This is a genomic window from Syntrophales bacterium (assembly GCA_030018935.1).
In the GTDB taxonomy this organism is placed as follows: domain Bacteria; phylum Desulfobacterota; class Syntrophia; order Syntrophales; family CG2-30-49-12; genus CG2-30-49-12.
Genome location: JASEGZ010000001.1, coordinates 57428 through 82350, shown reverse-complemented (window position 1 = coordinate 82350; position 24923 = coordinate 57428). Strand labels below are relative to the sequence as shown.

At 48.5% G+C, this 24923-nt stretch carries 25 protein-coding genes; 4 read left to right on the top strand and 21 right to left on the bottom strand.

Going from position 1 to position 24923, the window contains the following annotated elements; all coding sequences use genetic code 11:
• Positions 1-42 precede the first annotated feature (42 nt).
• The 5 genes from cdhC to QMD03_00395 form a co-directional block, all read right to left on the bottom strand.
• Entirely contained in the window at positions 43-1269 is a 1227-nt protein-coding gene (gene cdhC / locus QMD03_00415) for a CO dehydrogenase/CO-methylating acetyl-CoA synthase complex subunit beta (GenBank protein MDI6775699.1), read from the bottom strand.
• Between the two features lie 48 nt (positions 1270-1317).
• Positions 1318-1863, bottom strand: a complete 546-nt coding sequence (gene cdhB, locus QMD03_00410) for a CO dehydrogenase/acetyl-CoA synthase complex subunit epsilon (protein ID MDI6775698.1) — start codon at positions 1861-1863, stop codon at positions 1318-1320.
• A gap of 15 nt (positions 1864-1878) precedes the next feature.
• Positions 1879-4182, bottom strand: coding sequence for a CO dehydrogenase/acetyl-CoA synthase complex subunit alpha (gene cdhA, locus QMD03_00405; GenBank protein MDI6775697.1), 2304 nt, complete (start codon positions 4180-4182; stop codon positions 1879-1881).
• Positions 4183-4197: 15 nt separating this feature from the next.
• Positions 4198-5094 (bottom strand): acetyl-CoA decarbonylase/synthase complex subunit delta, encoded by an 897-nt coding sequence (locus QMD03_00400; protein ID MDI6775696.1) that lies wholly within the window; start codon positions 5092-5094, stop codon positions 4198-4200.
• A 155-nt stretch (positions 5095-5249) separates the two neighbouring features.
• Positions 5250-5492 (bottom strand): YgiT-type zinc finger protein, encoded by a 243-nt coding sequence (locus QMD03_00395; GenBank protein MDI6775695.1) that lies wholly within the window; start codon positions 5490-5492, stop codon positions 5250-5252.
• On the opposite strand from QMD03_00395, the gene QMD03_00390 reads away from it, so the two are divergent.
• Positions 5483-5758: a hypothetical protein gene (locus tag QMD03_00390; protein ID MDI6775694.1), complete on the top strand. Its 276-nt coding sequence runs from the start codon at positions 5483-5485 to the stop codon at positions 5756-5758. The two genes, QMD03_00395 and QMD03_00390, sit on opposite strands and share 10 nt — an antisense overlap.
• Positions 5759-6256: 498 nt before the next feature.
• Here QMD03_00390 and QMD03_00385 read toward each other — a convergent pair whose 3' ends face one another.
• The 12 genes from QMD03_00385 to QMD03_00330 all read right to left on the bottom strand — a co-directional run bounded on the left by QMD03_00385 (position 6257) and on the right by QMD03_00330 (position 18519).
• Positions 6257-6604: a DUF86 domain-containing protein gene (locus QMD03_00385; GenBank protein MDI6775693.1), complete on the bottom strand. Its 348-nt coding sequence runs from the start codon at positions 6602-6604 to the stop codon at positions 6257-6259.
• Positions 6594-6902: a nucleotidyltransferase family protein gene (locus tag QMD03_00380; GenBank protein ID MDI6775692.1), complete on the bottom strand. Its 309-nt coding sequence runs from the start codon at positions 6900-6902 to the stop codon at positions 6594-6596. Before QMD03_00380 ends, QMD03_00385 begins: the two co-directional genes overlap by 11 nt.
• A 399-nt stretch (positions 6903-7301) precedes the next feature.
• Positions 7302-8189, bottom strand: coding sequence for a dihydropteroate synthase (locus QMD03_00375; GenBank protein MDI6775691.1), 888 nt, complete (start codon positions 8187-8189; stop codon positions 7302-7304).
• Between the two features lie 39 nt (positions 8190-8228).
• A complete protein-coding gene (locus QMD03_00370; GenBank protein MDI6775690.1) occupies positions 8229-8900 on the bottom strand; it encodes a 2Fe-2S iron-sulfur cluster-binding protein in 672 nt (223 codons plus the stop codon).
• Between the two features lie 113 nt (positions 8901-9013).
• Positions 9014-9904: a tetrahydrofolate dehydrogenase/cyclohydrolase catalytic domain-containing protein gene (locus QMD03_00365; protein MDI6775689.1), complete on the bottom strand. Its 891-nt coding sequence runs from the start codon at positions 9902-9904 to the stop codon at positions 9014-9016.
• A 44-nt stretch (positions 9905-9948) separates the two neighbouring features.
• Positions 9949-11727 (bottom strand): formate--tetrahydrofolate ligase, encoded by a 1779-nt coding sequence (locus QMD03_00360; protein ID MDI6775688.1) that lies wholly within the window; start codon positions 11725-11727, stop codon positions 9949-9951.
• 151 nt (positions 11728-11878) lie between these two features.
• Complete coding sequence (locus QMD03_00355; GenBank protein MDI6775687.1) at positions 11879-12493, bottom strand: carbonic anhydrase; 615 nt, start codon at positions 12491-12493, stop codon at positions 11879-11881.
• A gap of 4 nt (positions 12494-12497) precedes the next feature.
• Positions 12498-13109 carry a dephospho-CoA kinase gene (gene coaE, locus QMD03_00350; protein MDI6775686.1) on the bottom strand — a complete coding sequence of 204 codons (612 nt, stop codon included), beginning with the start codon at positions 13107-13109 and terminating at the stop codon, positions 12498-12500.
• A 95-nt stretch (positions 13110-13204) separates the two neighbouring features.
• Complete coding sequence (locus tag QMD03_00345; GenBank protein MDI6775685.1) at positions 13205-13969, bottom strand: type III pantothenate kinase; 765 nt, start codon at positions 13967-13969, stop codon at positions 13205-13207.
• Position 13970: 1 nt separating this feature from the next.
• Positions 13971-14759 carry a biotin--[acetyl-CoA-carboxylase] ligase gene (locus tag QMD03_00340; GenBank protein ID MDI6775684.1) on the bottom strand — a complete coding sequence of 263 codons (789 nt, stop codon included), beginning with the start codon at positions 14757-14759 and terminating at the stop codon, positions 13971-13973.
• A 44-nt stretch (positions 14760-14803) separates the two neighbouring features.
• A complete protein-coding gene (gene nadC / locus QMD03_00335; protein ID MDI6775683.1) occupies positions 14804-15670 on the bottom strand; it encodes a carboxylating nicotinate-nucleotide diphosphorylase in 867 nt (288 codons plus the stop codon).
• 170 nt (positions 15671-15840) lie between these two features.
• On the bottom strand, positions 15841-18519 hold the full coding sequence (locus QMD03_00330; GenBank protein MDI6775682.1) for a valine--tRNA ligase: 2679 nt from the start codon (positions 18517-18519) through the stop codon (positions 15841-15843).
• A 572-nt stretch (positions 18520-19091) separates the two neighbouring features.
• Between QMD03_00330 and QMD03_00325 the strand changes: the two genes are divergently transcribed.
• On the top strand, positions 19092-19316 hold the full coding sequence (locus QMD03_00325) for an IS1595 family transposase (protein MDI6775681.1): 225 nt from the start codon (positions 19092-19094) through the stop codon (positions 19314-19316).
• Positions 19282-20001 (top strand): queuosine precursor transporter, encoded by a 720-nt coding sequence (locus QMD03_00320; GenBank protein MDI6775680.1) that lies wholly within the window; start codon positions 19282-19284, stop codon positions 19999-20001. Before QMD03_00325 ends, QMD03_00320 begins: the two co-directional genes overlap by 35 nt.
• Before the next feature lie 79 nt (positions 20002-20080).
• Here the strand turns inward: QMD03_00320 and lpdA are convergent, their stop codons facing one another.
• The 4 genes from lpdA to def all read right to left on the bottom strand — a co-directional run bounded on the left by lpdA (position 20081) and on the right by def (position 23370).
• Complete coding sequence (gene lpdA, locus QMD03_00315) at positions 20081-21433, bottom strand: dihydrolipoyl dehydrogenase (GenBank protein MDI6775679.1); 1353 nt, start codon at positions 21431-21433, stop codon at positions 20081-20083.
• Positions 21434-21435: 2 nt separating this feature from the next.
• The gene (gene lipA / locus QMD03_00310) at positions 21436-22299 is read right to left on the bottom strand and encodes a lipoyl synthase (GenBank protein MDI6775678.1); all 864 of its coding nucleotides are present in this window, start codon (positions 22297-22299) and stop codon (positions 21436-21438) included.
• Between the two features lie 107 nt (positions 22300-22406).
• Positions 22407-22793, bottom strand: a complete 387-nt coding sequence (gene gcvH, locus QMD03_00305; GenBank protein MDI6775677.1) for a glycine cleavage system protein GcvH — start codon at positions 22791-22793, stop codon at positions 22407-22409.
• Between the two features lies 1 nt (position 22794).
• Positions 22795-23370, bottom strand: coding sequence for a peptide deformylase (gene def / locus QMD03_00300; protein ID MDI6775676.1), 576 nt, complete (start codon positions 23368-23370; stop codon positions 22795-22797).
• Between the two features lie 244 nt (positions 23371-23614).
• On the opposite strand from def, the gene QMD03_00295 reads away from it, so the two are divergent.
• Positions 23615-24883: a coproporphyrinogen III oxidase family protein gene (locus tag QMD03_00295; protein MDI6775675.1), complete on the top strand. Its 1269-nt coding sequence runs from the start codon at positions 23615-23617 to the stop codon at positions 24881-24883.
• The last annotated feature ends 40 nt before the right edge of the window (positions 24884-24923 follow it).

The window sequence follows — 24923 nt, the reverse complement described above, 5'->3', positions numbered from 1 at the left end:
CTCGAAAATCCAGATGTTGATAGCTGAACACTTACATTGAGATTATCCCGGAAGCTCAACCTCTCCCTTTACCCAGGGGTGTCCCACCCTTTCGAGGAATTCAGCGAGTTCATCGGTGCTTTTCACATCTTCTTCCGTAGCTATCTTATCATACACCCCATCCGCCTCGAGAGGTTCCCTGTACCTTTCCTTAATATCCTTGGGCAACCAGACCAACCTCTTCCTTCCTCCGTCTGCCTGGAAGAATTTTGGTGACCTCAGGAGCTCGAGAGCAAGGCCGCAAAAACCCTCTACCTGTTTGCCACCACTCGTGGCACCGGCCATACTGGAGAATTTCACCCCCGCCGGAGTGAGTCCCGTATAATCTCTATGGATGATGCCAAAGGCATCCACCTCAGGGATATAAAAACAGATAGCCTGAAAACAACCACAGGAGGTGTGAGGATGTTCAAAAGCGCTATGGAGATAGACTTTATCGTAGTTTCCCAGGGACTTTACCTTTACTACATCATCAGCCCCCCCATATTCCCCTTTGATAGGATCAAGACATTCTCCCTTCTGAAACCCGAATATAGGTCCTTCAGGGTCAAGTTTATAGGCAGCTTTACAATCAAACCAGTTCATCGCCCCACAGTTTGCCAACCGAGAGGGGACAATAATGCAGGAATGTGTGGGGGCAAAGCTCTGGCAGAGAACGCAGCAATAGAATTCGTCCACATCCTCATCCTTAAGACCCAGTGCCCTTTTATCTCTCGCCTCATAAACCTTTAAGGCTTCAGGAAGGAGTTCCTCCACCTTCTTCTCATCTGTAATGAAGGTAATGGAAATATTCTCGATAGCGGCAATTTCAGAGGTATAAAGGAATATCAGCATCTCTCCTATTTCCTTTAAGGAGTTAAGACCTTTCTTATAGGAATTCTTACTTAATCTGAGCCAGATATCGTTCCTCTGCGCTATATGCCAGAATCCCTCGATATAGTTGGCATACATGTGTATCCTTCTCTCGATGACCGGCTCCATATCTGGTTCAAGTTCCTCTCCGGCAACATCAATCAAAATCGCCAGGGGGTAACTCCCCCCCTCCTCCAGATCCTTCAGGTCCGGTCCGATAATCTCCACCTTCTCATGCTCTACCTCCTCAGGGCTCTTTAATCTTGCCCACTCAAACTTATGACTTATCTTAGGTCCGCCAAACTCAACATAGAGATCCTCTTTTCTTATGGCCTCACCCTCATACTGGGGACCAATGTCTACATGAAACTCTGACATTTCTTATCTCTCCTTTCTCATTCTTTTCCTTAAGACAGATTTATGAACTCATCCTCTAAGGTTGGATATTAAAGCCTCCAGGAATTCCTTCCATTGCTCATCCTTCTTGATATTGGGAAGTGAATAATTGGCATGGGGAAAGTAAAATTTACAAAGTGTCATGGTCTTTAAATGGGGGGCAAAATGCTTCAGTACAGAAAGACCTTGCTCGGCAAAATCACTCCTTATGCCAAAAAAGATTACCAGATCGTGGTTCCCTTCCTTTTTAACTCCCATCCAATCAGGGTCCTTGAGGGCATTTATTATCTCCACAACATCGTATTCGCTATCCGGCTTTACCCCTGCCTCCATCATCTTTACCTTAACATGCCCCGTAGCACATATCGGGATGCTGGCACTCTTTGCAATCTCAAAAGCGTACTCAATAAGAAACCTTCCGTTGAGCGAACCTTTGACCAGGAGAGGTCCAAGTACAAGAAGGGGTCTCTTCGCCCTTTTTATTAACTTAGCATATTCTCCAGCATCTTCTATCATCCTGGCCGATTTTATTCCTGTCAAGACATTTACCCGGTGAAACGGTACAGTTGCACTCATTTTCCCCTCCTCCTTTTAGATAACAGAATCCACAGAAACCTTGCTGGGGTAAGTGCCGATCAGAGTTGGAAGTCCCACAGGTTCCTTTGGTTTCCAGCCAATTTCTTGTAGATATACCCTCGCTTCCTTCTTATAGACTATGGGGAGATCGGCATCCCTGCGAACAAAGAGATGAAGATCTTCGGGAAGACCACCTCCCATGTATTTCTTGTACAGGGATATATAGTGATTCAGTTTTATCGCCCTTCCCTGGGGGGTATCATTCCTCCTTATGCACAGTTTGGCGATCATCACCATCGCCTTCTCCTTGGTCTCGCATACATAGGTGAGATGCTCAGGTGCAGGCTCTCCTGTATCAACGACTTCCTTCGTCCTTGCATCCATGACCCGCCAATCACCCTCCTCTTTTCTCGAGAGATATAGCCTCCTATATTTGGAGGAGTGAGGTCCCAGTATGACAGGAATACCCAATCTATTACATCCCGTACCAATAGCTGCCGCCTTCTGAGAATATGCCCCCCAGGCCACACCACAGGCACCGAGCCTGTTCAGGGTGTGATCGGCTACTACCTCGTAATTTCCCCTTAATGGGAGTTTGGCGAAGATATTAACTACCTTTATTGCCGCTCCCGTGATGTGGCTGTTAGCAACACAGGAACCTACATTTACTATCCCACCACCATCAAAATCGGGTGGGTATTTCTCATAGATGGTCTTGCCATCGGCATCCTTTTTCATACCCGCAACCATGGCCGCACAACCTGAGACAACGACGATATACTTCCTCTTGGCAAACTCCTCCACCATCTCGGCAAGGTCCTCTATATCAGGATAGTTGGAGCAACCGACGAAGGCAACAACTCCAGGGATCGTGCCCAGCGTTATGGAGGCCCCCACATTCCTGATCTCGGTATCCATAATAGGACCACGGCCTGCCCTTATCTTCCAGCTCTCCTTACTTGCCGCCGTCTGCATTATCTTGAAAATGGGAACTTCACGAGGACATTCCTCCTCACATTTTCCACAGCCGATACATCGTCTGAATTGCTCCCTTATGAGGTCAAAATTGCCCTTGGCAACCTCAATTATACCGTCACCAATGGAGAAGAGATTAGGGCATACCCGCTCACACATGCCACAATCGTTACATCTTTCTGCCAGTCCTTTAGCCTCTTCCTCAGATAGCCACTCTTTCTTCCTCTGGGGGGCAATCTCCATGGCAACCTTTACTGCCACCTCTGCTGCCTTCGCTGGTTCAAGGATAGCGAAATGTTTCTTCTCCCCGACCATCTGTTTTACTATCTCTTCCGTTGCCATCTCTGTGGCATCGGGAAGCCCATACATCGCCTTGTCCAAGGTGGCAATAAGCGCTGAGCCAGCTTTGGAGGCCTCTATCGGCATGTCAGTCCTGATGCACTGCTCATCGGTCATGATGACATCGGGGATACCTGTCCTGAGGAAGAAGAGCTGCCGGGAAAGCGGGCCAACGACCTTGGCCCTATCCGAGTATCTGGTTGTCTCCAGGGCAGTGCAGCATATACCACCGACCTCGACCTTGTCATAGAGGTTATTCGCCCTTAAGTAATCAATAAGTGCCGTAGAAGTAACCGGATTATGTCCCACCACTAAAATTACCGGCTTGGTCTTATCTATTGCCCCCCATCCCAGACCTACCAGGGGTGTCTCTGCAACGGAGGTAGGATAATTAAATCCCACGATCTGTGCGATATCGGCTGCCTCCATTCCCACATGATCCAACATACCGGCGTGCAGCGCTTTGGATTCATAATCCAGATAACTCCCCTCCTGCCCCGTATGAACGGAATCGAGAAGATGGGTAATCTCCTTATAGACATACTCGATAGCTATTTTAAGATCGCTTAGGGTCTCAGGCTTTAAGCCAATAACTGTCCTTATATGTGGCGCTTCCACCTCAATTCCTCTACCGAGATCTATCTTTTTATCCGGACCGTGCTTTTCAATCAGGTACTCCAGAATATGAGCGCCATGAGCAGTGTGGCATGAACATCCTATCAGGCAAGCTAAAAGCACCATCCTTGCCTGCTGCGTCGCGATATCAATACCACAGGCCCCTCTCCTGTCCTCAGTGAGATCACACTTCCCAAAGGTGCACAGGCAGCAAAGATCACAAAAAGGGGCATACCACGGCGCATACGTTTTGAGAAGCCTCATATCCCAATTTCTGAGAGCAGGAACCTCCGGCATTGGTGTGGGACCTACCGGTTCCCAGGCAATCTCTGCCTTTATCAACTTTTCAATTTCTTCTAACCTCTTTCTTATCTCCTTCAATTCAGCCATCTTTTCACCTCCTCACTAGATGGTTTCTCTCACCAATTTCAATGTCTCGGGATGTCTCAAAACAAGGATATTTGCCCCGGCCAGGAGAAGTGAGAGGGCTGTTATCCCTTCCCAGAGCAGGCCCTGTTCCTTGTTCTCTTTTGCTTGCTTTGCCTTCCAGCATTCATCACCAAGATTGGCAATAATCGGCATCTGTGTCATACTATCCTCGGTGACTATTCCGATCTGTTTTACCCTCTCCATTAAAGAAAAGCTGTACTCCATGCCATAGCCCAGCGGGGAGGATAGGGGATCAATGACAATCCTCTCCGGGGGGAGGAGCTTACAGAGTTTGACATTCAGTTCTTTAAGGAGATTGATATCGAGAGGTGTCTGGGCAATAGCGGTATGTCCATGGTCTAAGATTGCCTTTGCCACCACTGTATAATTCTCCTTTTGCACCGGACCCATAAGGAGATTCTCGCCATCACACACCTCGGCAACCTTAGAGAGAACTTCTCCGTCCTTTTTCTCATCCCCTGAGCCGTAGAGAACTAAGGGGAGATTTACCTCACCAATTATCCTCTTCACCATCGCTGCTGCCTCTTGAGCAGAGGTATCTTTCTCCGACGGATCGGTGCTGATAAGATAAAGGGCGATGGCATCTACGCCGAATTCCGCACATCTCTTGGCCCATTTTACCGGGTCGGATATTACATCCCGGAAAGGCTCGACTAAGTGATCTGGCCAATCCGTGGGTTTCATATCAAGGATTTGTAAGGCAAACCTCGGAGGGTTGGGACAGGATCCCTGGTCAAAGAAATGTAAGGGGAGCCTATTCTCCCCTCCGATCTTTATTGCCTTTTCTCCCTTGCCGATTGTCACCTCCCTTACCATTCCCGTATAAGCTTCAACTGGTGCCCTGTATTCCATTCTTTACCTCCTTCCCAGATAAGTAGCCTGTTCAACATCTCACAGATGCTTGAAAATCAAGGCTCTGTGAGCATCTCTTAATTCACTTCTACCGCAAATTTTGTTAAAATATCTCATCAATTCCATACGGAGGTCAGCAAAACTCAGCGAACTTGTTACACCACCTGAAACGATAATCCCAGGGGTTGAAAATCTGCCGTCTCCCGGCGCTCCAGTTTGGCTCTGATCTCTTCAAATCGCCTGACAGTTTCTTGTGAATACAGGCGGTCCCCACAGTGCAGGCAACCCTCAGCGTGCACCTTCAAGATGGCAGTATGAATCCCCCTTCGCAAGAGTTTCTCAACCTCTTTCGCCACCAATTCACCACCGCAAATCGGACACTTCTCAAATGGCATCATTGCTTCTTTCTCCTTTCCCGCCAGTTGATCCACAGATCGGGATCAGGCCGATAAACCATGATCAAGACGGCCCATCGGTTCTGCTCGTTATATGCCCAAACACTATGGACAGGATCGCCACCGAAGGTCCGACCGTATATCAGACAGCTCGGATACGGCCTGTTGGTCGGATAATCCTCGATGATTTCACCGTGAAGAACCGAGAAGTAGATTTCATCAAACGTGAGTTAATCGGCCCTCGGCTTCTTCATCAGCATGGTCGGTGATCCGAACTCGATTTGCTCGGATCGCTTCGATGATGCCGGTGATGCCCCTCCAGCCTTTCCTCGTTATAATTATCCGATAAAGCCACCGTTTTGCCTACCGGTTGCAGGCTAAAAGAAGCGCGATAGCATTTGTCGCGAAATCTTTTTCCTTTTAGCCTGATGTTAGCCGCCATTGCAAACAAATCAGACCGTGTCCTTATTTGCTCCAATTGGAGCCACCAAATCCGCCTGTCTTCATCACTGCCTTAATGTTATTGGGAGATGTAACCTTTAAATGAAGCTCACCCGGCTGAGCGTATCTGAAGTTCCGAGCGAAGCAAGGAATTTGGGCGGAGTGCCGAAGGCACGAAGCCAGATACGCTCTGTTATCTGCTGTTACGCCACTTTCGAATACAACACGATTGTTGAGGATGGATGAGCGTGTTTCGTGTTCGTAACGCCAATGAACTGCCGTCTTATCACATCGAGAATTGACGATGAGCTGGTCCATGGCGGTTCTCAAGTTGTTTCCTCCCATGGAACTATCTTCTCCAAGTCTGCTACAAGGGGTGGCAGGTCCTCCATGACCGTATCCCATACAATGTCGAGATTGATGTCAAAATACCCGTGGATCAATCGGTTGCGCAATCCAATCATTTTTTTCCAGGGTATATGGGGATGTTTCTCCCGAAAACCGATCGTCACACCATTTGCCGCCTCGCCAATTATCTCCAGAAGGTGTACCAGAGATAGTGATAGCATTTCGTCGCTATCTAAATCCTCCCTGGTGCGGTTTCGTGCAAAATGCATGGCCCTGCGAGCGGCATCGAGGATATGGCGGACACAAACGATGTCATCACGCTGCATATTGTACCACCGCTGCAGCTAAGACTTTATCCCTAAAATAGCGGCTCAGATCCTCGGGTGTGCGGAGATCCACCTTTCGTCCACCCATCATGGTGGATAATTCTTCTTCCATATCGAACAGACGGAAGAAACTGGGTGCCTTTCCGGGCTCGAATTCCACCAGGATGTCTATGTCGCTACCAGGTCCGAAATCATCTCGAAGAACGGAACCGAAGATGGATAGCTTTCGGATGTGATGCTTCTTACAGAATGATGCGATCTTGTCTTCAGGGAGTCCTATTTGATCTTTTTTTCTCACGGTTCCACCTTCACGATATCTATGGGAATGCTCTTATTGTTGCCTGGATTTGGACGGCTTGACATTCGTCTCACACCCATTATAGTGAGAGAGCTTTGCAAAAGGGGTTCATCGTGGCTCAAAATCTTTTTTCGCGTCTTGTGAGAGAAATTAATAAACCAACGAGAACAAACGGTGATATAAACATTTGTCATCGAGAAAAAATCTTTGATTCGCCACTCAGAACCCCTTTTGCAAGTTATGCAAAGGTCCCAGTGAGTTGTCATATACATATTTTTCTCTGTGCGTAATTGCAGATAACTTGTTCACAGACGACAACGTCGCCTTTTCTTTGAGTTTAGCGGTGTAGATGACGTTGTCGTCTACACCGCCCTATAGATTATTCTCCTTCCCAAATTATTAACTTTCCAGCCAGGCATCGGAATATAGCGTCTCACCCATAAGAACCCTGGTTGTCTTCGCATATTCAATTTCTTTCTGAGATAGAGAGGAGAGAGCGATCTTCTCACCATCCATGATCCGGTATATAAGGTTAACGATCTCCGGCATCTCCCCTTTCACCAGGCTCATAAACTCTTTATCCAGGGGATCGGCGATGGCAGAATAAAGTCCCATTCTCTCCAGCATCACGAGGTAGGTACGGTTAAGGATTGGCCTCAGTTGAGCTGGTACCCCATTGGATACGTTGGAAAGTCCCACTGTTGATTTAACCCCGGGCAGGACATCTTGAAGTATCTTGATAAATTCCAAACAGACGACGGCGGACCTCTGTCCTTCACCGGCAGTGCCCACGGGGAGAATTATGGGGTCTATCCAGATATCTTCATTGGGAATCCCTAATTCATTGGCATACGCCACTGTGTCCATGATGCTCTCGATCTTAGAATCAACGTCAGGCGGCATCCCTTTATCCGTCATGACCGAGATTATCACATCACAGTTGTATTTATTAGCCAAAGGGAGCACCTGCTCTTTGGAGTCGGTCTTCCCCGAGGCAGAGTTGAGTAAAGGTCGCCTCTTGCAAGCCTTCAGGCCTGCTTCCATAGCCACGGGATTCATAGTATCTATGGAGAGAGGTAAATCGGTAACCTCCTGCACTGTATTGACCAGCCATTCCATTGTCTCTTCCGTGTCCTTCTTCATGGGACCAACATTCAGGTCAATATAATCAGCTCCCGCCTCAGCTTGAGCCCTTGACAAGTCCTGAATTACCTTTGCATTTCTCTCCCTTATCGCTATGGAGACATCCTTTGCAATAACATGTATATTCTCACCTATAATTATCATCTTTTCCTCCATCATTTGTAAGTGTTCAGCTCTCAGCCGTCAGCTTTCAGTAAGAACAAAAGCTTGCCCTCCTTCTTTGGGTACCAAGGCGCCCACAGGACAAACGTCAACGCACTCGATACAGGTCTGGCACCCGGATACACTTAGAGGCTCGTCCCCAAAGGTGGTAACCCGCCGTTGAAAGCCACGATAGGCAAAACCAATAGCTCCTACACCGAGCTTCTCCTCACACACCCAAACACACCTGCCACAGAGGACACATTTATCAGGGATATATGTAAATACAGGACTGCTTGTATCTACCGGCAGATCCCGGAGAACTTTCCTGAATCTCTCTGTATTAAGTTTCACACCCAGATGCCTGGCAATCCTGTGTAATTCACATGAGCCCTTTTTAGGGCAGTGGGCACAATCGAGCAAATGGTTACTCAAAATCAGCTCAAATGCTGTTCTTGCCAGCCTTAAGGCCTTTGACCCCTTGGTATCAACTACCATCCCTTCTGTTACTGATGTCGTACAGGCAGTAACCGGCCTTTCCCTCCCCTCTACCTCCACAAAACATAAGCGACAGGAGGCAAAAGGTTCACCTCTTTCCCTGATGGCGCATAAATTGGGAATATAGACACCGTTATCGAGAGCTGCCCATAGTATCTTACTACCTACGAGAGTCTCTACTTCTCTACCATCTATATGGAGATGTACAGTTTTCACTGCCCGATTGTAAGCCTCCAGCTCTCAGTTGTCAGCTTTCAGCTAAAACAGGAAGATGCATAAATTCTAAATTCTGACCCCTGATCGCTAATGGCTAATGGCTGATGGCTTACTTATGGTTTAATCCCCGCAGCAAGTTTGGCAGCCTTGACGGTGTTCATCATCAACATCGTAATGGTCATCGGTCCGACGCCGCCGGGGACAGGGGTAATGGCGCTCGCCTTCTCCTTGACCCCTTCAAAATCAACATCTCCACAGAGCTTGGCCTTCCCCTCCGGAGTCATCCCGATCCGGTTGACACCCACATCAATGACCACAACCCCTTCTTTCACCATATCCGCTGTGACCGCATTGGGCTTCCCTGCCGCCACGATGAGGATGTCTGCCCTCTTGGTATGGAAAGCGATATCCTTTGTACCTGTGTGGCAGACCGTCACCGTCGCATTGGCCCCTTTCTGTTTCTGTAAGAGAATATTGACGATCGGTTTTCCCACGATGTTCGATCTGCCCACCACCACCACCTCAGCGCCATCTATTTTCACGCCTGACCGGATCAGGAGTTGCTGGATACCTGCTGGAGTACAGGGAAGGTAGTCGGCCCCACCGATCACCATTTTCCCTACGTTGACCGGGTGGAAGCCATCCACATCCTTTCGGGGATCAATGGCGTAGAGGACCTTCGTCTCATTGATGTGCTTTGGTAAAGGAAGCTGAACCAGGATCCCATGGATCTTCGGGTCATTGTTATACTGCTCAATCAGCCTGAGCAACTGCTCCTCCGTAATATCTTCCGGTTGATTGTCCTGAAGAGAGTAAAACCCTAACTCCTTGGCTGTCTTCTGCTTCCCGGTAACATAGCTCACCGAGGCAGGGTTCTGGCCTACCAGGATAGTAACTAAACCCGGCTCCATATTATACTTCTCTTTTAATAGAGCCGTCTCCTGTTTCAACTCCTCCCGGATCTGCCCGGCGATTTCATTGCCATTGATAAGCTTTGCCGTCATCTTTTTTCCTCCTTGGCGAAAATGCAGGGAATGCCCCCTACCATTTAAAAGAGCCCCATTACCCTACCGGTTTGTACATCAACATCCACCCTTCTAAAGGCCGGATCAGAACTGGTCCCTGGCATCAGGCTGATGGCCCCCGTCATCGGACAGAGGAACTTCGCACCGGCAAAGATCAGTACATCGCGAACCGGCAGGACCCACCCCTTGGGCACCCCCTTCAAAGTTGGGTCATGGGAGAGGGAGAGGTGTGTTTTTACCATCATCGTATTGAAATCCTTCATTGCAGGATCGGCCTCAAGGCGTTTGGCCTTGGCCTCGGCCTCAGGGGTCCAGCTAACACCGTCGGCACCGTATACTTCCCTGGCAACTGTCTCAACCCGCTGCCGCAGCGGCATCTCAAGAGGATAAAGGAACTTGAAGTCAACTTTGTCCTTACAAGCATCCATAACAACGTCGGCAAACTCCAGGGCGCCTTCACCACCTTTGAGCCAGTGTTCCGAAAGAGCGCAACGGGCACCTGCCTGCTCCGCATACTTTCGTACCATGGCAATTTCATCCTTGGTATCTGTATGGAAGGAATTAATGCAGACCACCGGACTGATCCCTGATTTCTTTACCGTTGCAATGTGGTGCAACAAATTGGCAATCCCCTTCTCCAGAAGCCCTAAATTTTCTTTTGTATACTCTTCGGGAAGGGGCCGTCCTGCCACCACTGTCGGCCCGCCACCGTGCATCTTCAGGGCCCTGATCGTTGCCGTCAGTACCGAAACATTAGGAACAAGACCACTGATCCGGCATTTCACGTTCCAGAATTTCTCAAAACCGATATCGGCAGCAAAACCGCTCTCGGTGACGTGATAATCAAACATCTTTAAACCAATGCGATCTGCAATAATAGAGGATTGACCAACGGCAATGTTGGCAAAGGGACCGGCATGTACCAGGCATGGCTGGTATTCCACCGTGCACATCAGGGTGGGATTGATGGTATTCCGCATCCAGGCAGTCATCGCACCTGCGCATTCAAGGTCTGTAGTAGTGACCGGCTTACCCTTTTTGTCATAGGCAACAATAATATTGCCCAGTCTCTCCCGCAGGTCCGGGAGGTCACGGACAATGGAAAGGATCGCCATGATCTCCGAGCTAACCGTAATGCCGAATTTGGAGGCCATCATGTAACCATCCATCCTGCCTCCCATGCCGATAATAATGTTCCGCAAAGACTGGGCGCAAAAATCCATGACCCAACCCATCTCTATATTGGTAGGGTCAATGTCTAAACGTTTGAGTTTACGCTTGGTCAGCTCGGCATCGTCGTAGTTTCGTTCGTGCTGCATCCGGGCAGTCAGGGCGACCATGGCCAGGTTGTGGGCATTGGTAATGTCGTTGATGTCGCCGGTGAGACCCAGAGAAAATTCAGTCATCGGAATGAGCAGGGAGATACCACCTCCGGCGGCCGTCCCCTTAATATTCATCGTGGGGCCACCCGAAGGCTGGCGGATACAACCACCAACATTTTTGCCCCTTTTGCCTAACCCCTCCAGCAATCCCATGAGTGTAGTCGTTTTTCCTTCTCCGAGGGGCGTAGGGGTAATGGCCGTAACTTCGATGTATTTTCCGTCTGGCCTATCTTTCAGTCGCTCAATAATCTTCATGAAGTCAAGTTTACATAATCTCCCCTGGGGAATAATCTCATCCTTTTGCAAACCCAGTCTCTCCCGCCATTCTTCGGGGGTAGGCATATTTTCCTCAGCCGCTTCCGCAATCTGCCAATCTGCATACTTTCTTGGATCTAAATCTGCAACCTTAGCACCCATCATTCATACTCCTCCTTCTTGAATTTTATGGCATAATTTCCATTTATAGAAATTCTGACGCTCGCCTTTTTAAGGGTTTATTGATTTTTTGTCAAGGGATATTTTATTAGAACCCTCTTCCCAAACTTGAAAAAATACTGGGGTCTATGACGTCCTATTTCTTAACTGACAGGTATCCTTTGGCCAGGGATGTATTGACGCGGACGACTTCCCTGTTTATATCCCTCATCGGGTAATCCTCTGTAATTTCAGGAAGCTGATCCGCCTGCTGTGAAGCGCTGATCACGGAACCAGCCGGGACATAGCGGTGATCCGCCACGGTCACCCCCATGAGGATCACCCCCGGTTCGATGACACAGCGCCTCCCCACAGAGGATTTAAAGACCAGGGCCTTCATTCCGACAAAGGTATCATCCATAATAACGGCCGGCCCATGAATCTGTGCCTGATGGGCCAGGGAGACCCTCTTTCCAATATAAACGGCATACCGCCTGCCATTTACTTCGTATAGATTCTTCTCCACGGCCTTTCCCTCGCTCTCCGTCTCGAGGGCATGGATAACAACCCCGTCCTGGATATTTGAATCATCACCGACATAGAGGAGCTGCCCCTCATCACCGCGGACGGATGCCATCGGCGCAACCATGATGTTCCTGCCAAGAACGACGTTTCCGATAACAGCCGCCAGGGTGTGGACATAGGTCGAAGGATCAATGACCGGCTCCGATACCTTCGTGCAAAAATCCGTTAATACATTCTTCTCTATCATATCATCACTTCGCAGTTCTTCTCTTCAGCAGCTCTTCCCAGACCTCACTGACAATTTCTCTCGTCCTTTCCACCGAACCCTGGTTGTTAATGACAACGTCGGCATATTGGATCTTATCATCAATGGGCATCTGGGAGGCAAGTCTCTCCACGGCATCTTCCCGGGAGCATCCGTTTCTCTTCATCAATTTCTCTATCTGTTCATCAGGAGAAATATAGACCAGCACAACAACATCCACTAAATGCTGCAACCTGCCCTCGATGAGCAGAGGAACATCTGACAGGAATATCCCGTCTGGCTTGGTTTTCCCGATCTCGGTTATCCTCTTCCGCCATTCGGGAATGATATGGGGATGAACAATACGGCCGAGGACGGCTAATTTCTCTCTGTCTTTAAAGACGATGGCGCCTAATTTTGCCCGGTTTATCGTCCTGTCCTCATTGAGGATCTCTGCTCCAAAATACTCCACAATCGCCTTCCAGGCAGGACGATCCGGTTCCTCCACGTAGTGGGCAATTTCATCAAGGTCAATCAGACATGCCCCTTTCTCCTGAAACATCTTTGCTACCGTAGATTTTCCGGAGGCAATCCCACCTGTTAGACCCACATTCAACATAATGCCACATCCATCGTAACTACTCAGGAGCCAGAATCCAGAATAGAAGCAGTGTATGTCTTCCACAACAACCAATTTGGTAAATTCGGAAGTAGTTACCTGTTTCGCAAATAGATGATGCGAAGCCCTTCGAGGGTAAGCATTTCATCAACCACAGCGATGCTTTTTGTTTCAGGTGCGATGATCTTCGCCAGTCCCCCTGTTGCCACAACCAATGGATCTGATTTCACCTCCGCTTTCATACGATCAATGATACCATCCACAAGGCTCGCATAGCCATACACGATTCCTGCCTGCATACTGCTTACCGTATCCTTGCCGATGATGGACCTGGGTTTGCTCAATTCCACCCTCGGCAGCTTCGCCGCCCGGGCAAAGAGGGCCTCAGAGGAGATCGTAATACCGGGCGATATACATCCCCCCATATATTCCCCTTTGCCTGACACATAATCAAAGGTAGTGGCGGTGCCAAAATCTACGATAATAAGCTCCCTCCTGTGTTTTTCATAGGCCGCAACGGCATTGACAATCCGGTCGGCACCCACTTCCCTCGGATTATCATAAAAGATCGGCATTCCCGTCTTGATGCCTGGCCCGACAATCAAGGGCTTGATAGCAAAATATTTACTGCAAACCGGCTCTAAGATATTCAACATCGGCGGAACGACACAGGAAATGATAATATCCTTAATTACCTTCGAGCTGATCCTGCGTGATTTATACAGATTGAGGATCAGCATCCCGTACTCATCCACGGTATGATCAACAACTGTCCTGATCCTCCAGTCATGTACCAGTTTATCTCCATCATATAAACCAAGGACAGTGTCTGTATTTCCCACATCAATGGCTAAAAGCATATTAACCCTTTATGATGGAAACATCACCGGCTATGATCCGCCGGGTAATGTTATTTTCATTAAGCAGGAGGAGCGACCCGTCTCCATCAATACCCACTACTTCCCCTCTCTGCACCTCATCTCCAGACATCACCTGGATATGTCTTCCTTTAATGATATCGTATTTGAGCCACATATCCCTTATCGGATCGAATCCCTCCCTGATGTACCTTTTATACCATCTTTCAAAACTATCGTACAATTTAACGGTCAAATCAAGGCGGGAGATATCGCCCCCTGTTTCCTCTCTCAGGGATGTTGCAATATCTTGAATAGCCTCCCCGAATGCATCCCTTTTCATGTTAATATTGATACCGATCCCCACAATGATAAAATCAATCCCTTTCCCGGATGTCCGCATCTCCGCAAGGATACCGGTCACCTTTTTCCCGCCGACCTGCACATCATTCGGCCACTTAAGGGTAACAGAAGGACAATAGAAGGAGAGAAGCTCGGCTACAGCAACGCCTGCCATAAGGGTAATCTGGGAAGCACGGGCAGGTTCCGTGGGGGGTCTTATGATGATTGACGTATACAGATTACAGCCCGCAGGTGATTGCCACGCCCTACTCAAACGACCTCTTCCCTTTGTCTGAGCATCTGCAACGACAACGGTCCCCTCGGAAGCACCCTTTAAGGCAAGCTTGAAGGCAACATCGTTTGTGGAGGCGACTTCACGGAAGAAGTGTACGCTGCTCCCTATCAGTTTTCTCGAGAGAAGGTCCCTTAAGATGTCTTCACTAAAATCCACCGGCAGTTTTCCGTTATCCACAGCAGGTTATGGGTCATGGGTTATTAATCCTTCAAATCCCGATCCCTGTTTCCTGGCCTCTGTTCCCTGATTTGCAAGGATATATCCGATGCCGTTACGGAGTGGGTCAGTGCGCCTACCGAGATAAGATCAACTCCCGTCTCGGCAATCTGTTTCACATTGGAAAGGTTGACACCTCCCGATGCCTCAAGTGGTATTCTTCCCCTGATGAGGGAAACCGCTTCCCTCATCTCACCGATACTCATGTTATCGAGCATAATCACATCCACCCCCGAAGCAATGGCCTCTTCAACCTCCCTCAGATTCCTGACTTCAATCTCCACCTTCAATGTATGGGGAATACGATCCCGAACCCTGGCCACAGCACAGGATATACCACCTGCCGCGGCGATATGATTGTCTTTGATCAGGACACCATCATACAGGCCAAACCGGTGGTTAAAACCACCTCCGATCCTTACGGCATACCTGTCAAGAACCCTGAGACCCGGCACCGTCTTCCTCGTATCCAGGATTTTTGCCTGTGTCCCCTTGACCTCGTCTACATACTGTCTCGTCAATGTGGCAATGCCACACATCCTCTGAAAAAAATTGAGGGCCACCCTCTCCGCCGTCAGAATGGTGCTGAGCTTCCCGGAGATTTCCGCCAAGACATCACCCGGTGCCGCCATCTGACCATCTTCCCTCTCGCCAGTAAACTTTAAATCTCCATCCGAGAAGAGAAAAACCTCTTTGAAAATATCTATCCCCGCCACCACCAGCGCCGATCTGGCCACCGCCTGCGCATAACCAACTTCTTCACCTGTAAGCACAGCACCAGTTGTAACATCCCCTGTCCCTACATCCTCTTCCAGGGCTGCCTGTATCAGCCAGGGTACGATAGATTTCATAAAATACGAGATCACTCGCCACGCCCCTTTTTCTTAAATCCTACTAAGCACTAAATCCTAAAACAAATCCAAATTTCAAAACTATTTTACTCTAATAAATTTCAAGGTGCGCTCTTCCAAATCATATTGTTTTGAATTTTTAATTTTGGCCATTTGAGTTTGTTTAGGATTTAGGATTTCGTGCTTAGGGTCTCCATTCCCATCTCCCGAACCTTTCTGATGGCTGCCTCCAGCATAACATGTTTATCCCTCAGTTCCCTGAATTTCTCCTCTTCCTTTTTAACCACTGTCTCCGCAGCCCTTGTCAGGAAATCACGGTTGGCCAGTTTTTTCGAGACAAAGGTCAGTTCCCTGGTCACCTTCGCTATTTCCTTTTCGAGTCTTGCCTTCTCTGCGGCAATATCGGCCATCCCTTCCAACAGAACAAAGATCCGCATGGAACCGACGACACCCGTCGCCGCACCCTTCGGTTCTCCCACATCACCCCTGATGGTCAGGGTCTCGAGATGGGCCAGATCCACGATGTAATCTTTCCCCTCTTCTATAACGGCACTCAATTCCTTATCCGGGACAGAGATAATCACCTTTATCCTCTGCGACGGCGCTATATTCATCTCGCCCCTGATATTCCTGATCTTACTGATCACCTCCATAATAACGGCCATCTTTTTTTCTGCCTCCGGATCCCGATTGTCATCATCGGCAGAAGGAAATTCACTAACCATAATGGAGCTGCCATTGTTGACCAGGGCCTGCCATATCTCTTCGGTAACGAAGGGCATAAAGGGGTGAAGTAGTTTCAGAGAAGTTTTTAATACGGTAAACAACGTATGCTGGGCGGCAAGTCTCCCTACAGGGTTCCCCCTCCCGTAGAGGACGGGTTTTATCATCTCCAGGTACCAGTCGCAGAGTTCGTGCCAGATAAACTGATAAATACTTGTGGCCGCTTCATTAAAGCGATACTCATCGAGGGCACTGATTATCTCGGTAATGGTTGCATTCAGTCTGTCCTTAATCCAGCGGTCGGCAAGGGATTCCCCGTCCCTTCCAACATGAACCCCCGCCGGGTAGTCTTTTAGATTCATCAGAGAGAACTTAGTGGCATTCCAGATCTTATTCACAAAAAACTTATAGCCCTCAATCCGCTCCTCGGACATCCGCACATCTCTGCCCTGGGCCGTAAAGGCGGCTAAGGTAAATCTGAAGGCATCGGCGCCATATTTATCAATCATCTCTATAGGATCTATAATATTCCCCCGGGACTTACTCATCTTTTCACCCTTTTCATCCCGCACAAGGGCGTGGAGATACACGTACCTGAAGGGTACATCCTTCATGATGTACAGCCCCATCATCATCATCCTGGCCACCCAGAAAAAGAGGATATCAAAACCGGTAATCAGAACAGAGGTGGGATAAAATGCCTTTAATGCCCCGGTCTTGTCCGGCCATCCGAGGGTGGAAAAGGGCCAGAGGGCGGAGCTGAACCAGGTATCCAGGACATCCTCTTCTTGCCTTAAGCTAATTTCACCGCAGGAAGGGCATTTATCCGGATCCCGGGCGGAGACAATCATCTCTCCACAGTTGTCGCAATACCACACGGGAATTCTGTGCCCCCACCATATCTGTCGCGAAATACACCAGTCCCTGATATTGTTCAGCCATTCAAAATAGGTCGCCTCCCAGGTGGCGGGTACGATCTTCGTTTTCCCTTTGACCACGGCCGTACTCGCCATCTTCGCCAGGGGTTTTATCTTGACAAACCATTGTCTCGAAATGGTCGGCTCAATGTCTGTCCCGCACCGATAACACTGTCCGATACGGTGGATATAAGGTTCCTTGCCGACGAGGAATCCTTCCTTCTCCAGATCCCCGACGATATTTCCCCTGCACTCGTAGCGATCCTGCCCCTGATAAAGACCTCCCCGTTCATTGATCACGGCATCGCCGTCCATGATCTTGATGGCTTCGAGTTTGTGTCTTGCCGCAATGGCAAAGTCATTGGGATCATGGGCAGGGGTGACCTTCACCGCCCCGGAACCGAACTCCATGCTCACATAATCGTCGGCAACGATAGGTATCTTCCTGCCGACCAAGGGCAGGATCACCTCTTTCCCGATTTTATCCCTGTATCGTTCATCGTTCGGGTTAACGGCAACTGCCGTGTCACCAAGCATCGTCTCCGGTCGCGTCGTGGCCACCACAAGCGCTACATTACTATCCGCAAGGGGATAGCGGATATGCCAGAGAAAACCCTCTTCCTCTTTATATTCCACCTCAAGGTCTGAGATAGCGGTGTGACAGCGGGGGCACCAGTTTACGATATAATCACCCTGATATATCAGACCCTTGCCATACAGCCTGACGAAGACCTCCCGCACCGCCCTGGATAAGCCCTTATCCATGGTAAAGCGTTCCCGAGACCAGTCACAGGAGCACCCCAGTCGCTTGAGCTGGTTGATGATTACACCCCCGTATCTTGCCTTCCACTCCCATATTCGCTCAATAAACTTTTCTCTACCGAGATCGTGTCTTGTGATACCCTCCCTCGCCAGTTCCTGCTCAACAACATTCTGGGTAGCTATTCCCGCATGATCCATCCCCGGCATCCAGAGGGTATTATACCCCTGCATCCTTTTAAACCGGATGATGATGTCCTGGAGAACATTATTCAAGGCATGCCCCATGTGGAGCATCCCCGTAACGTTGGGAGGGGGAATGACAATAGAAAATGGGGGCTTCGAACTCTTGTCCTCTGCCCGGAAGAAACCGTGATCAAACCAGAACTTGTACCACTTTGCCTCTGACTCGCGAGGCTCATAGACCTTACTCAACGACTTCTTGCCCATCTAAGACCACCATTAAAAAAACGTAAGCATTCAGCAGTCAGCCATCAGCAAGACAAAGAAAAGTAACGTATTATCCATAAAAACATTGCTTTAGCAAAAAGAGGGGGCTCGTCTAAGCATCTGTTTTTTACTGAAAGCTGACGGCTGATTGCTGAACGCTTACATTAATTAAACTATATCCATACCTTTCTGAAGTCAAGAAATTTCGCCGTCTTTGCCCTGCAACTCACAAAAACTTCCCCATCTGCTTCCGGATAGCATCGGTCTCGTGTGGAGAAAACCACTCGACATCCCTGCCCGGACCATCAATGGTAATCACCAGTTTCCCCCCATACCCTCTGGCCTTTTACTCTTGACACACATATTCCTCTCATCTATACTTTTCCCCGTGAGAAAGCAAGTTCCTATCAAATCCTATCAAAGAAAAGCGCTGGTCAGAAGGATTCGTATGTCCTCGATGCAAGGAAAGAGAATCACATTTTCAACCGGAAAGGAAATTAAACTGGTGTCTGAAATGTGGGTATCAAGCTTCAGTAACATCAGGCACCATCTTTCATAGCAGGAATTTACCTTTGTGGAAATGGTATTGGGCAATATATCGAGTTGCTCAAGACAAAAAGGGATTTTCAGCCATGCAATTAATGAAAGAAATAGGTGTTTCTTATCCAACAGCATGGTACCTTTTGCAAAAGATACGAGAGGCAATGAAAAAGCAAGATGAGCAATATATGTTATCTGGAACCATAGAAATGGATGATGGATATGTTGGTGGAAAAGAAGACGTACAAATACTATGACCTGATTATGGTCCTTTTTGTCACTGTTCTCATACTCAGTAATATCGCCTCTTCCGCCAAAATTGTGGACTGGGGCGTTGCGCTCTTTGGTGTAAGATTGGCGTTCGATGCGGGGACGATCCTGTTTCCCCTCAGTTATATCTTTGGCGATATCCTCACAGAGGTTTATGGCTATAGACGTTCGAGAAGGGTCATCTGGGCGGGATTTGCCTGTCTTACGTTTTCAAGCATTATTTTTTACATTGTAAAGATCCTCCCTGGAGAAGCCACCTGGGAAAGGTATGCCGGCCAAAACGCATACGATGCCATCCTGCAAGGGATGACATCGGGGGGTATTGTTCTGGCAAGTCTTCTCGGTTACTGGATGGGTGAATTCTCCAACGCCTTTGTTCTGGCCAAAATGAAGATCCTAACCAGGGGAAGGTGGTTATGGACACGTACCATCGGGAGCACCCTGGTGGGTGAAGGGGTGGATACGCTTTTTTTTGTCATTATTGCCACCCTTTTCGGGGTTTTCCCCGTCGCCCTAATGTTGAGTCTGATCATGGCAAATTATATCTTCAAGGTCGCCATCGAGGTCTTTATGACACCTGTAACTTACACTATTGTCGGGTTTCTCAAGGATGCAGAACGGGAAGACTTCTATGACTATCAAACCGATTTCAGTCCCTTCAGGATTTATTAGCAAACGTCCCTTCCCCGGACACACAATGTCTCTTTCAGGCATTTCTCTGTCATAGGAAAATTGGTACGTGTTCATGTCTTTAAAACAAGCTCAGGACCTCGCTTAAGGTCGGGTGAGGAAGCGTCCATTTTCTCAATTCCTTTTTTTTCATACTATTGGCCACGGCAAGGCTCATCGGAGCAATGAGTTCACATGCCTGTTCGCCAACGATCGTAACCCCGACGAGCATATCCTTATGAAACAGGGCCTTCACAAACCCATTACCTCGAAGTTCCACACGGGCCATGATATTGGCACCGTAGTGGGATCTTCTTACCTCTGGCTCTATACCATCTGCCTTAACCTGTTTTTCTGTTAAACCGACCCTGGCGACATTGGGATGTGTATAAACAACAAAAGGTACAGCGTCCTCTCTGTACGTCACCGAGCGATCTCCGTAAAGATGACTGGCAACAGCCCTGCCCTGCTGAATCGCACGGTGGGCAAGCATAATCCCCCCGGTCACATCACCAATCGCATATATACCTTCCACATTTGTCATCTGACACCCATCCACAAAAATACCCCTGTGATCATATTGAATGCCCAGTTGATTCAATTCATCGGTCCTTAATGAGGGTTTTCTGCCGGTACAGACCAGGGCATATTCGGCTGTTAGTTCAAGTGTCCGAGACTGTTGAGTTGCCGTTACCAGAATCCCATCGGGTACCTCGTGAAGCGTTTCCACCTTTGTTGATGTGTGGATGTCAATACCCAGACCGGTTAGATTCTGCTTCAGGAAACTGGCGGCTTCCTGATCTTCAAGGGGAAGCAATTGATCCATAAGTTCGATCACGCCTACCCTGACGTCAAGCTCGGCCAGGAATGTGGCAAATTCCACACCTATGGCACTTCCCCCCACAATGATAACGGTTTCGGGCAACTTCTCCAGTGCCAGGAAGCCGTCAGAAGTTAAAATGCGTTTTGAAGTTTCCACGCCGGGCAAGAGAAGAGGTTCTGAACCCCAGGCAATAATGATATTTTCCGCCTGGAGACGATTTATCTCCCCTTCCGCTGAGATCCATTGTACCTCATGAGGGGAGAGGATTCTTCCCTCTCCGACTTTCAATTCAACCCCGGCATCTTTTAACGATCTCTCTACACCGAGTGCCGAGATATTAACCGCGTGCTGCTGATGTCGCTTTATCGCCGAAAAATCAAAGGATGTCTTACCCACGTTAATTCCCATACGCTTCCCTCTTTTAAGGTCTGCGTATTGCCTGCTGCAGGCCAGCAGGGCTTTCGTAGGGATGCAACCCCGATGGGTACACGTGCCACCCCAGAGGTTTTTTTCGATAATGGCCACCCTGACTCCCCATCTGGCAGCATGTTCAGCCGCTGCATGGCCACCAGGACCTGCACCAATGACGACTAAGTCAAAAGTTTCAGACATGGCTAATCCTCGTCACCCCTCGCCCTTTGCCCTGCATAAGCTGCCCTATAAGAACTGCGCACCAGAGGGCTAGATTCAACATATCTGAATCCCATCTCGTAGGCCATCTTTTTGATTTCCTCAAATTCACCAAGAGAGTAATACTTCTTGACCGGCCAGTGGTTACGGGTTGGTTGTTGATACTGCCCAACGGTTAAACATTCACAATTAACCAGGCTCAGGTCACGGAGTAGTCTTAGGATATCTCTCTGTTTTTCCCCGAACCCGACCATAAATCCTGACTTGGTTACAACATTGTGTTGGTGTACCCGATGGAGCAGTTCCAGAGAAACCTCATAGTGTCCGTGAGGACGAAGATCTCTGAATAAGGCGGGGACTACTTCCATGTTATGGTTAATTACATCAGGTCTGGCATATATGATCCGTTCCAGGGCCTCCCGGTTACCCTGAAAATCAGGGACAAGTACTTCCACTTTACAGTCCGGGATTTCACAGTGCAAAGATTCCACAGATCGAGCAAATATCTCCGCTCCTCCCTCTGGTAAATCATCACGTGTAACCGAGGTAATGACGACATACTGCAAACCCAGCGTTTTAACAGCCTCAACCAGTCGCTCCGGTTCCTTCTCATCCACAGCCTGTGGTCTGCCGGGCGTTATGTGGCAATAGCGGCAGCCTCGTGTACAGGTATTGCCGAGAATCAAAAAAGTAGCTGTTCCTGAATGAAAACATTCGGTAATATTGGGACAGAGTGCTTCCTCGCAGACCGAATGCAGCTTAAGTTGCCTCAGGATTCCCTTTACCCGCTTAAATTGAAGGCTGCTGGGCAGCCTCACCTTGAGCCAGTACGGCTTCCGTTGTGCCACGTTATACTATAAATCCTTATCAGACAAGCAGACCCAAAAACCTCAGTATCTCAGCCAACTTTGGCTCTTTTAGGGAAACTGACATATGACATATGACTTATGACCTGTCATGTAATGAATGCATCATAAGTGGCGGCATCCATGAGTGTGTCCAGTTTGCTGGCATCGTCCATTTTAAGCCTGACTATCCAGCCTTCTCCAAAGGGGTCCTGATTGATGAGATCGGGCTGATTGTCCAGCCTGTGATTGACCTCGATCACCTCTCCGCTGACCGGTGCATAGACATCAGATACCGATTTAACCGACTCTAAGACGGCTAATGTTTCCCTCTGCTTCACTTTTTTCCCGATCTCCGGTAGCTCCACGTAAACAATATCCGTGAGCTGTTCCTGGGCATAATCGGTGATACCCACTGTAACCGAACCGTCCTTATTATCCAGGGCCCAGGTATGTTCTTTTGCATATTTTCTGTCCCCTGGATTCGGTTTAGACATGTTATGCTTCCTTTAACTTTTCTTGAAATAACCAGGCGAAGAATTCCTGCCTCTTCCTGGGAAAGTACACCGTTCCTTCATAGTCAATGACAAGTTTCCCTTCCAGATGGTCAATTTCGTGCTGTACGATGCGGGCAAGAAAATCGGTATATCGTTTGCTTATTTTACGACCATTGAGGTCGTGAGCCCGTATCTTAATTTCAGAAAATCTGCTAACCTCGACCTTGATTTCAGGACATGAGAGACATCCCTCGAACGCTGACACCTCTTCCCCCCGGAACTGTGTGATCCGGGGATTTATCAGGACGTCATAGTCATTTTCACTATTTATCCGTTCTTTCTCGTTAAATCCTTTAGTTCGAAAAACTATAATTCTTTTTTTAATTCCAACCTGCGGGGCCGCCAGACCTAATGCATCATCCCTTTCGAGGAAAGCATTGACCAGGGTTTTGATATCTCTTTGCTCATTGCTATCAATGGGGATCGGTACATCCACGGAGGGTTTTCTCAGGATTTGCGCCTCTTCTCCATTTATCCCCTCATCGCTCCACAGTGTTAAGATTCTCGTTCTGCACATCGGCACTTCTCCCGTGTAAGACCATTTCTTTTTGAAAATATAGCACCTCGGAGGTATTATTTCAATGATGAATAAGGGCAAAACAGGTGGTGGATTTATGACTTTTTAAATACCCTTGATAATTTTCAGTATCTCTGTTAGTTTCCTAAAACTAGCCAAAGATATTTGAAATTTTGCCCCTCACCCTTCCCCTCTCCCCGGCGGGGAGAGGGATGGAGTGAATGGCGAGGTACAGCTTTGATTGATGAGATTAATACCGAGAATTCATGACATCATTACCAGGAAAGCCCGGCAGAAGTTTGCCAGGGCGATGAGATTCAGAGATGGGGTGAAGCCGGATATCCCTACCTGTAGCCTTAGGAAGCCAAGACTTCTCTATATTCACATCCCCTTCTGTGAGAGGCTCTGTCCTTACTGTTCTTTCCATCGTGTCGTCTTTGAAGATACCCTTTGCCGAAATTACTTCCGTGCCCTCCGGAAAGAGATACTGCTCTATAGAGAAAAGGGCTGCGACTTCTGCGGCCTCTATGTGGGAGGGGGAACCCCGACCATCCTGATTGACGAACTGGAAGAAACAATAGCCCTGGCGAGGGATTGTTTTCGCATCGAGGAAATTTCCGTCGAGACAAACCCGAACCATCTGACAGATAAAAATATGGCGGTTTTGAAGCGGGCCGGTGTAAGTCGCCTTTCGGTGGGTGTACAGAGCTTTGACGATGGTCTCCTGAAGGAGATGGAACGGTATGATAAATACGGAAGCGGCGAGGTCATTACGGAACGGCTGAAGCAGACCCTGGGACTGTTTGCTACCCTCAATGCGGATATGATCTTTAACTTTCCCTCTCAGAGCATGGCAGGGCTCGACAGGGACCTGGACATCCTGATGGAAACAGGGGTAGATCAGATCACCTACTATCCGCTGATGGTTTCCGATTCCACACGAGGGGTAATCAATAAGACACTGGGACAGGTGGATTACGACAGAGAAAAACAGTTTTACCGCCAAATTGTAAAACGGCTGGCGCCGGCATACCGCTTCTCCTCGGCCTGGTGTTTCTCCAGAACAAAAACAGTCTCCATTATTGACGAGTATATCGTTGATTATGACGAGTATGCGGGGCTTGGCAGCGGATCCATCGGATACTTAAACGGCAGGTGTTATGCAAATACCTTTGACATCCAGGAATATATCGCCGCGGTAAACCAGGGGGAATTGCCTCTGCTGGCCTCCGGTAATTTTTCCCTTAAAGACAGGATACGTTATGATTTCCTGATGAAGCTCTTCGGCACGAAACTGGATGTCCCTGCCCTGCGCAAAAAATACGGTGGGAGGTTTTACAGATATCTCTGGCCTGATATTGCCGCTTTTATCCTAACAGGCGATCTGCGTTATCGCCCGCCCTGTTTCTACCTGACCAGACGGGGGTGTTATACGTGGTTGATCATGATGCGGGAGTTTTTTATTGCGGTAAACAACTTCCGTGATTTTTGCCGGGCCAAGATCGTGCCTTGATACTACTACCTTTGATGAAACCATAGAGCAGATGTGGATA

Bases quoted from the DNA above. Each gene is read 5' to 3' on its own strand.
- lpdA (MDI6775679.1), bottom strand. From the start codon at position 21,433: ATGTCTGAAACTTTTGACTTAGTCGTCATTGGTGCAGGTCCTGGTGGC.
- QMD03_00295 (MDI6775675.1), top strand. From the start codon at position 23,615: ATGAGATTAATACCGAGAATTCATGACATCATTACCAGGAAAGCCCGG.
- QMD03_00330 (MDI6775682.1), bottom strand. From the start codon at position 18,519: ATGGGCAAGAAGTCGTTGAGTAAGGTCTATGAGCCTCGCGAGTCAGAG.
- nadC (MDI6775683.1), bottom strand. From the start codon at position 15,670: ATGAAATCTATCGTACCCTGGCTGATACAGGCAGCCCTGGAAGAGGAT.
- QMD03_00320 (MDI6775680.1), top strand. From the start codon at position 19,282: ATGTTGGTGGAAAAGAAGACGTACAAATACTATGACCTGATTATGGTC.
- cdhC (MDI6775699.1), bottom strand. From the start codon at position 1,269: ATGTCAGAGTTTCATGTAGACATTGGTCCCCAGTATGAGGGTGAGGCC.
- coaE (MDI6775686.1), bottom strand. From the start codon at position 13,109: ATGTTGAATGTGGGTCTAACAGGTGGGATTGCCTCCGGAAAATCTACG.
- QMD03_00360 (MDI6775688.1), bottom strand. From the start codon at position 11,727: ATGATGGGTGCTAAGGTTGCAGATTTAGATCCAAGAAAGTATGCAGAT.
- QMD03_00365 (MDI6775689.1), bottom strand. From the start codon at position 9,904: ATGACGGCAAAGCTTATCAATGGCAATGAAATCGCCGGGCAGATCCGG.
- QMD03_00375 (MDI6775691.1), bottom strand. From the start codon at position 8,189: ATGATAATTATAGGTGAGAATATACATGTTATTGCAAAGGATGTCTCC.
- QMD03_00395 (MDI6775695.1), bottom strand. From the start codon at position 5,492: ATGATGCCATTTGAGAAGTGTCCGATTTGCGGTGGTGAATTGGTGGCG.
- QMD03_00400 (MDI6775696.1), bottom strand. From the start codon at position 5,094: ATGGAATACAGGGCACCAGTTGAAGCTTATACGGGAATGGTAAGGGAG.
- gcvH (MDI6775677.1), bottom strand. From the start codon at position 22,793: ATGTCTAAACCGAATCCAGGGGACAGAAAATATGCAAAAGAACATACC.
- QMD03_00390 (MDI6775694.1), top strand. From the start codon at position 5,483: ATGGCATCATTGCTTCTTTCTCCTTTCCCGCCAGTTGATCCACAGATC.
- cdhB (MDI6775698.1), bottom strand. From the start codon at position 1,863: ATGAGTGCAACTGTACCGTTTCACCGGGTAAATGTCTTGACAGGAATA.
- QMD03_00385 (MDI6775693.1), bottom strand. From the start codon at position 6,604: ATGCAGCGTGATGACATCGTTTGTGTCCGCCATATCCTCGATGCCGCT.
- QMD03_00345 (MDI6775685.1), bottom strand. From the start codon at position 13,969: ATGCTTTTAGCCATTGATGTGGGAAATACAGACACTGTCCTTGGTTTA.
- QMD03_00355 (MDI6775687.1), bottom strand. From the start codon at position 12,493: ATGATAGAGAAGAATGTATTAACGGATTTTTGCACGAAGGTATCGGAG.
- cdhA (MDI6775697.1), bottom strand. From the start codon at position 4,182: ATGGCTGAATTGAAGGAGATAAGAAAGAGGTTAGAAGAAATTGAAAAG.
- def (MDI6775676.1), bottom strand. From the start codon at position 23,370: ATGTGCAGAACGAGAATCTTAACACTGTGGAGCGATGAGGGGATAAAT.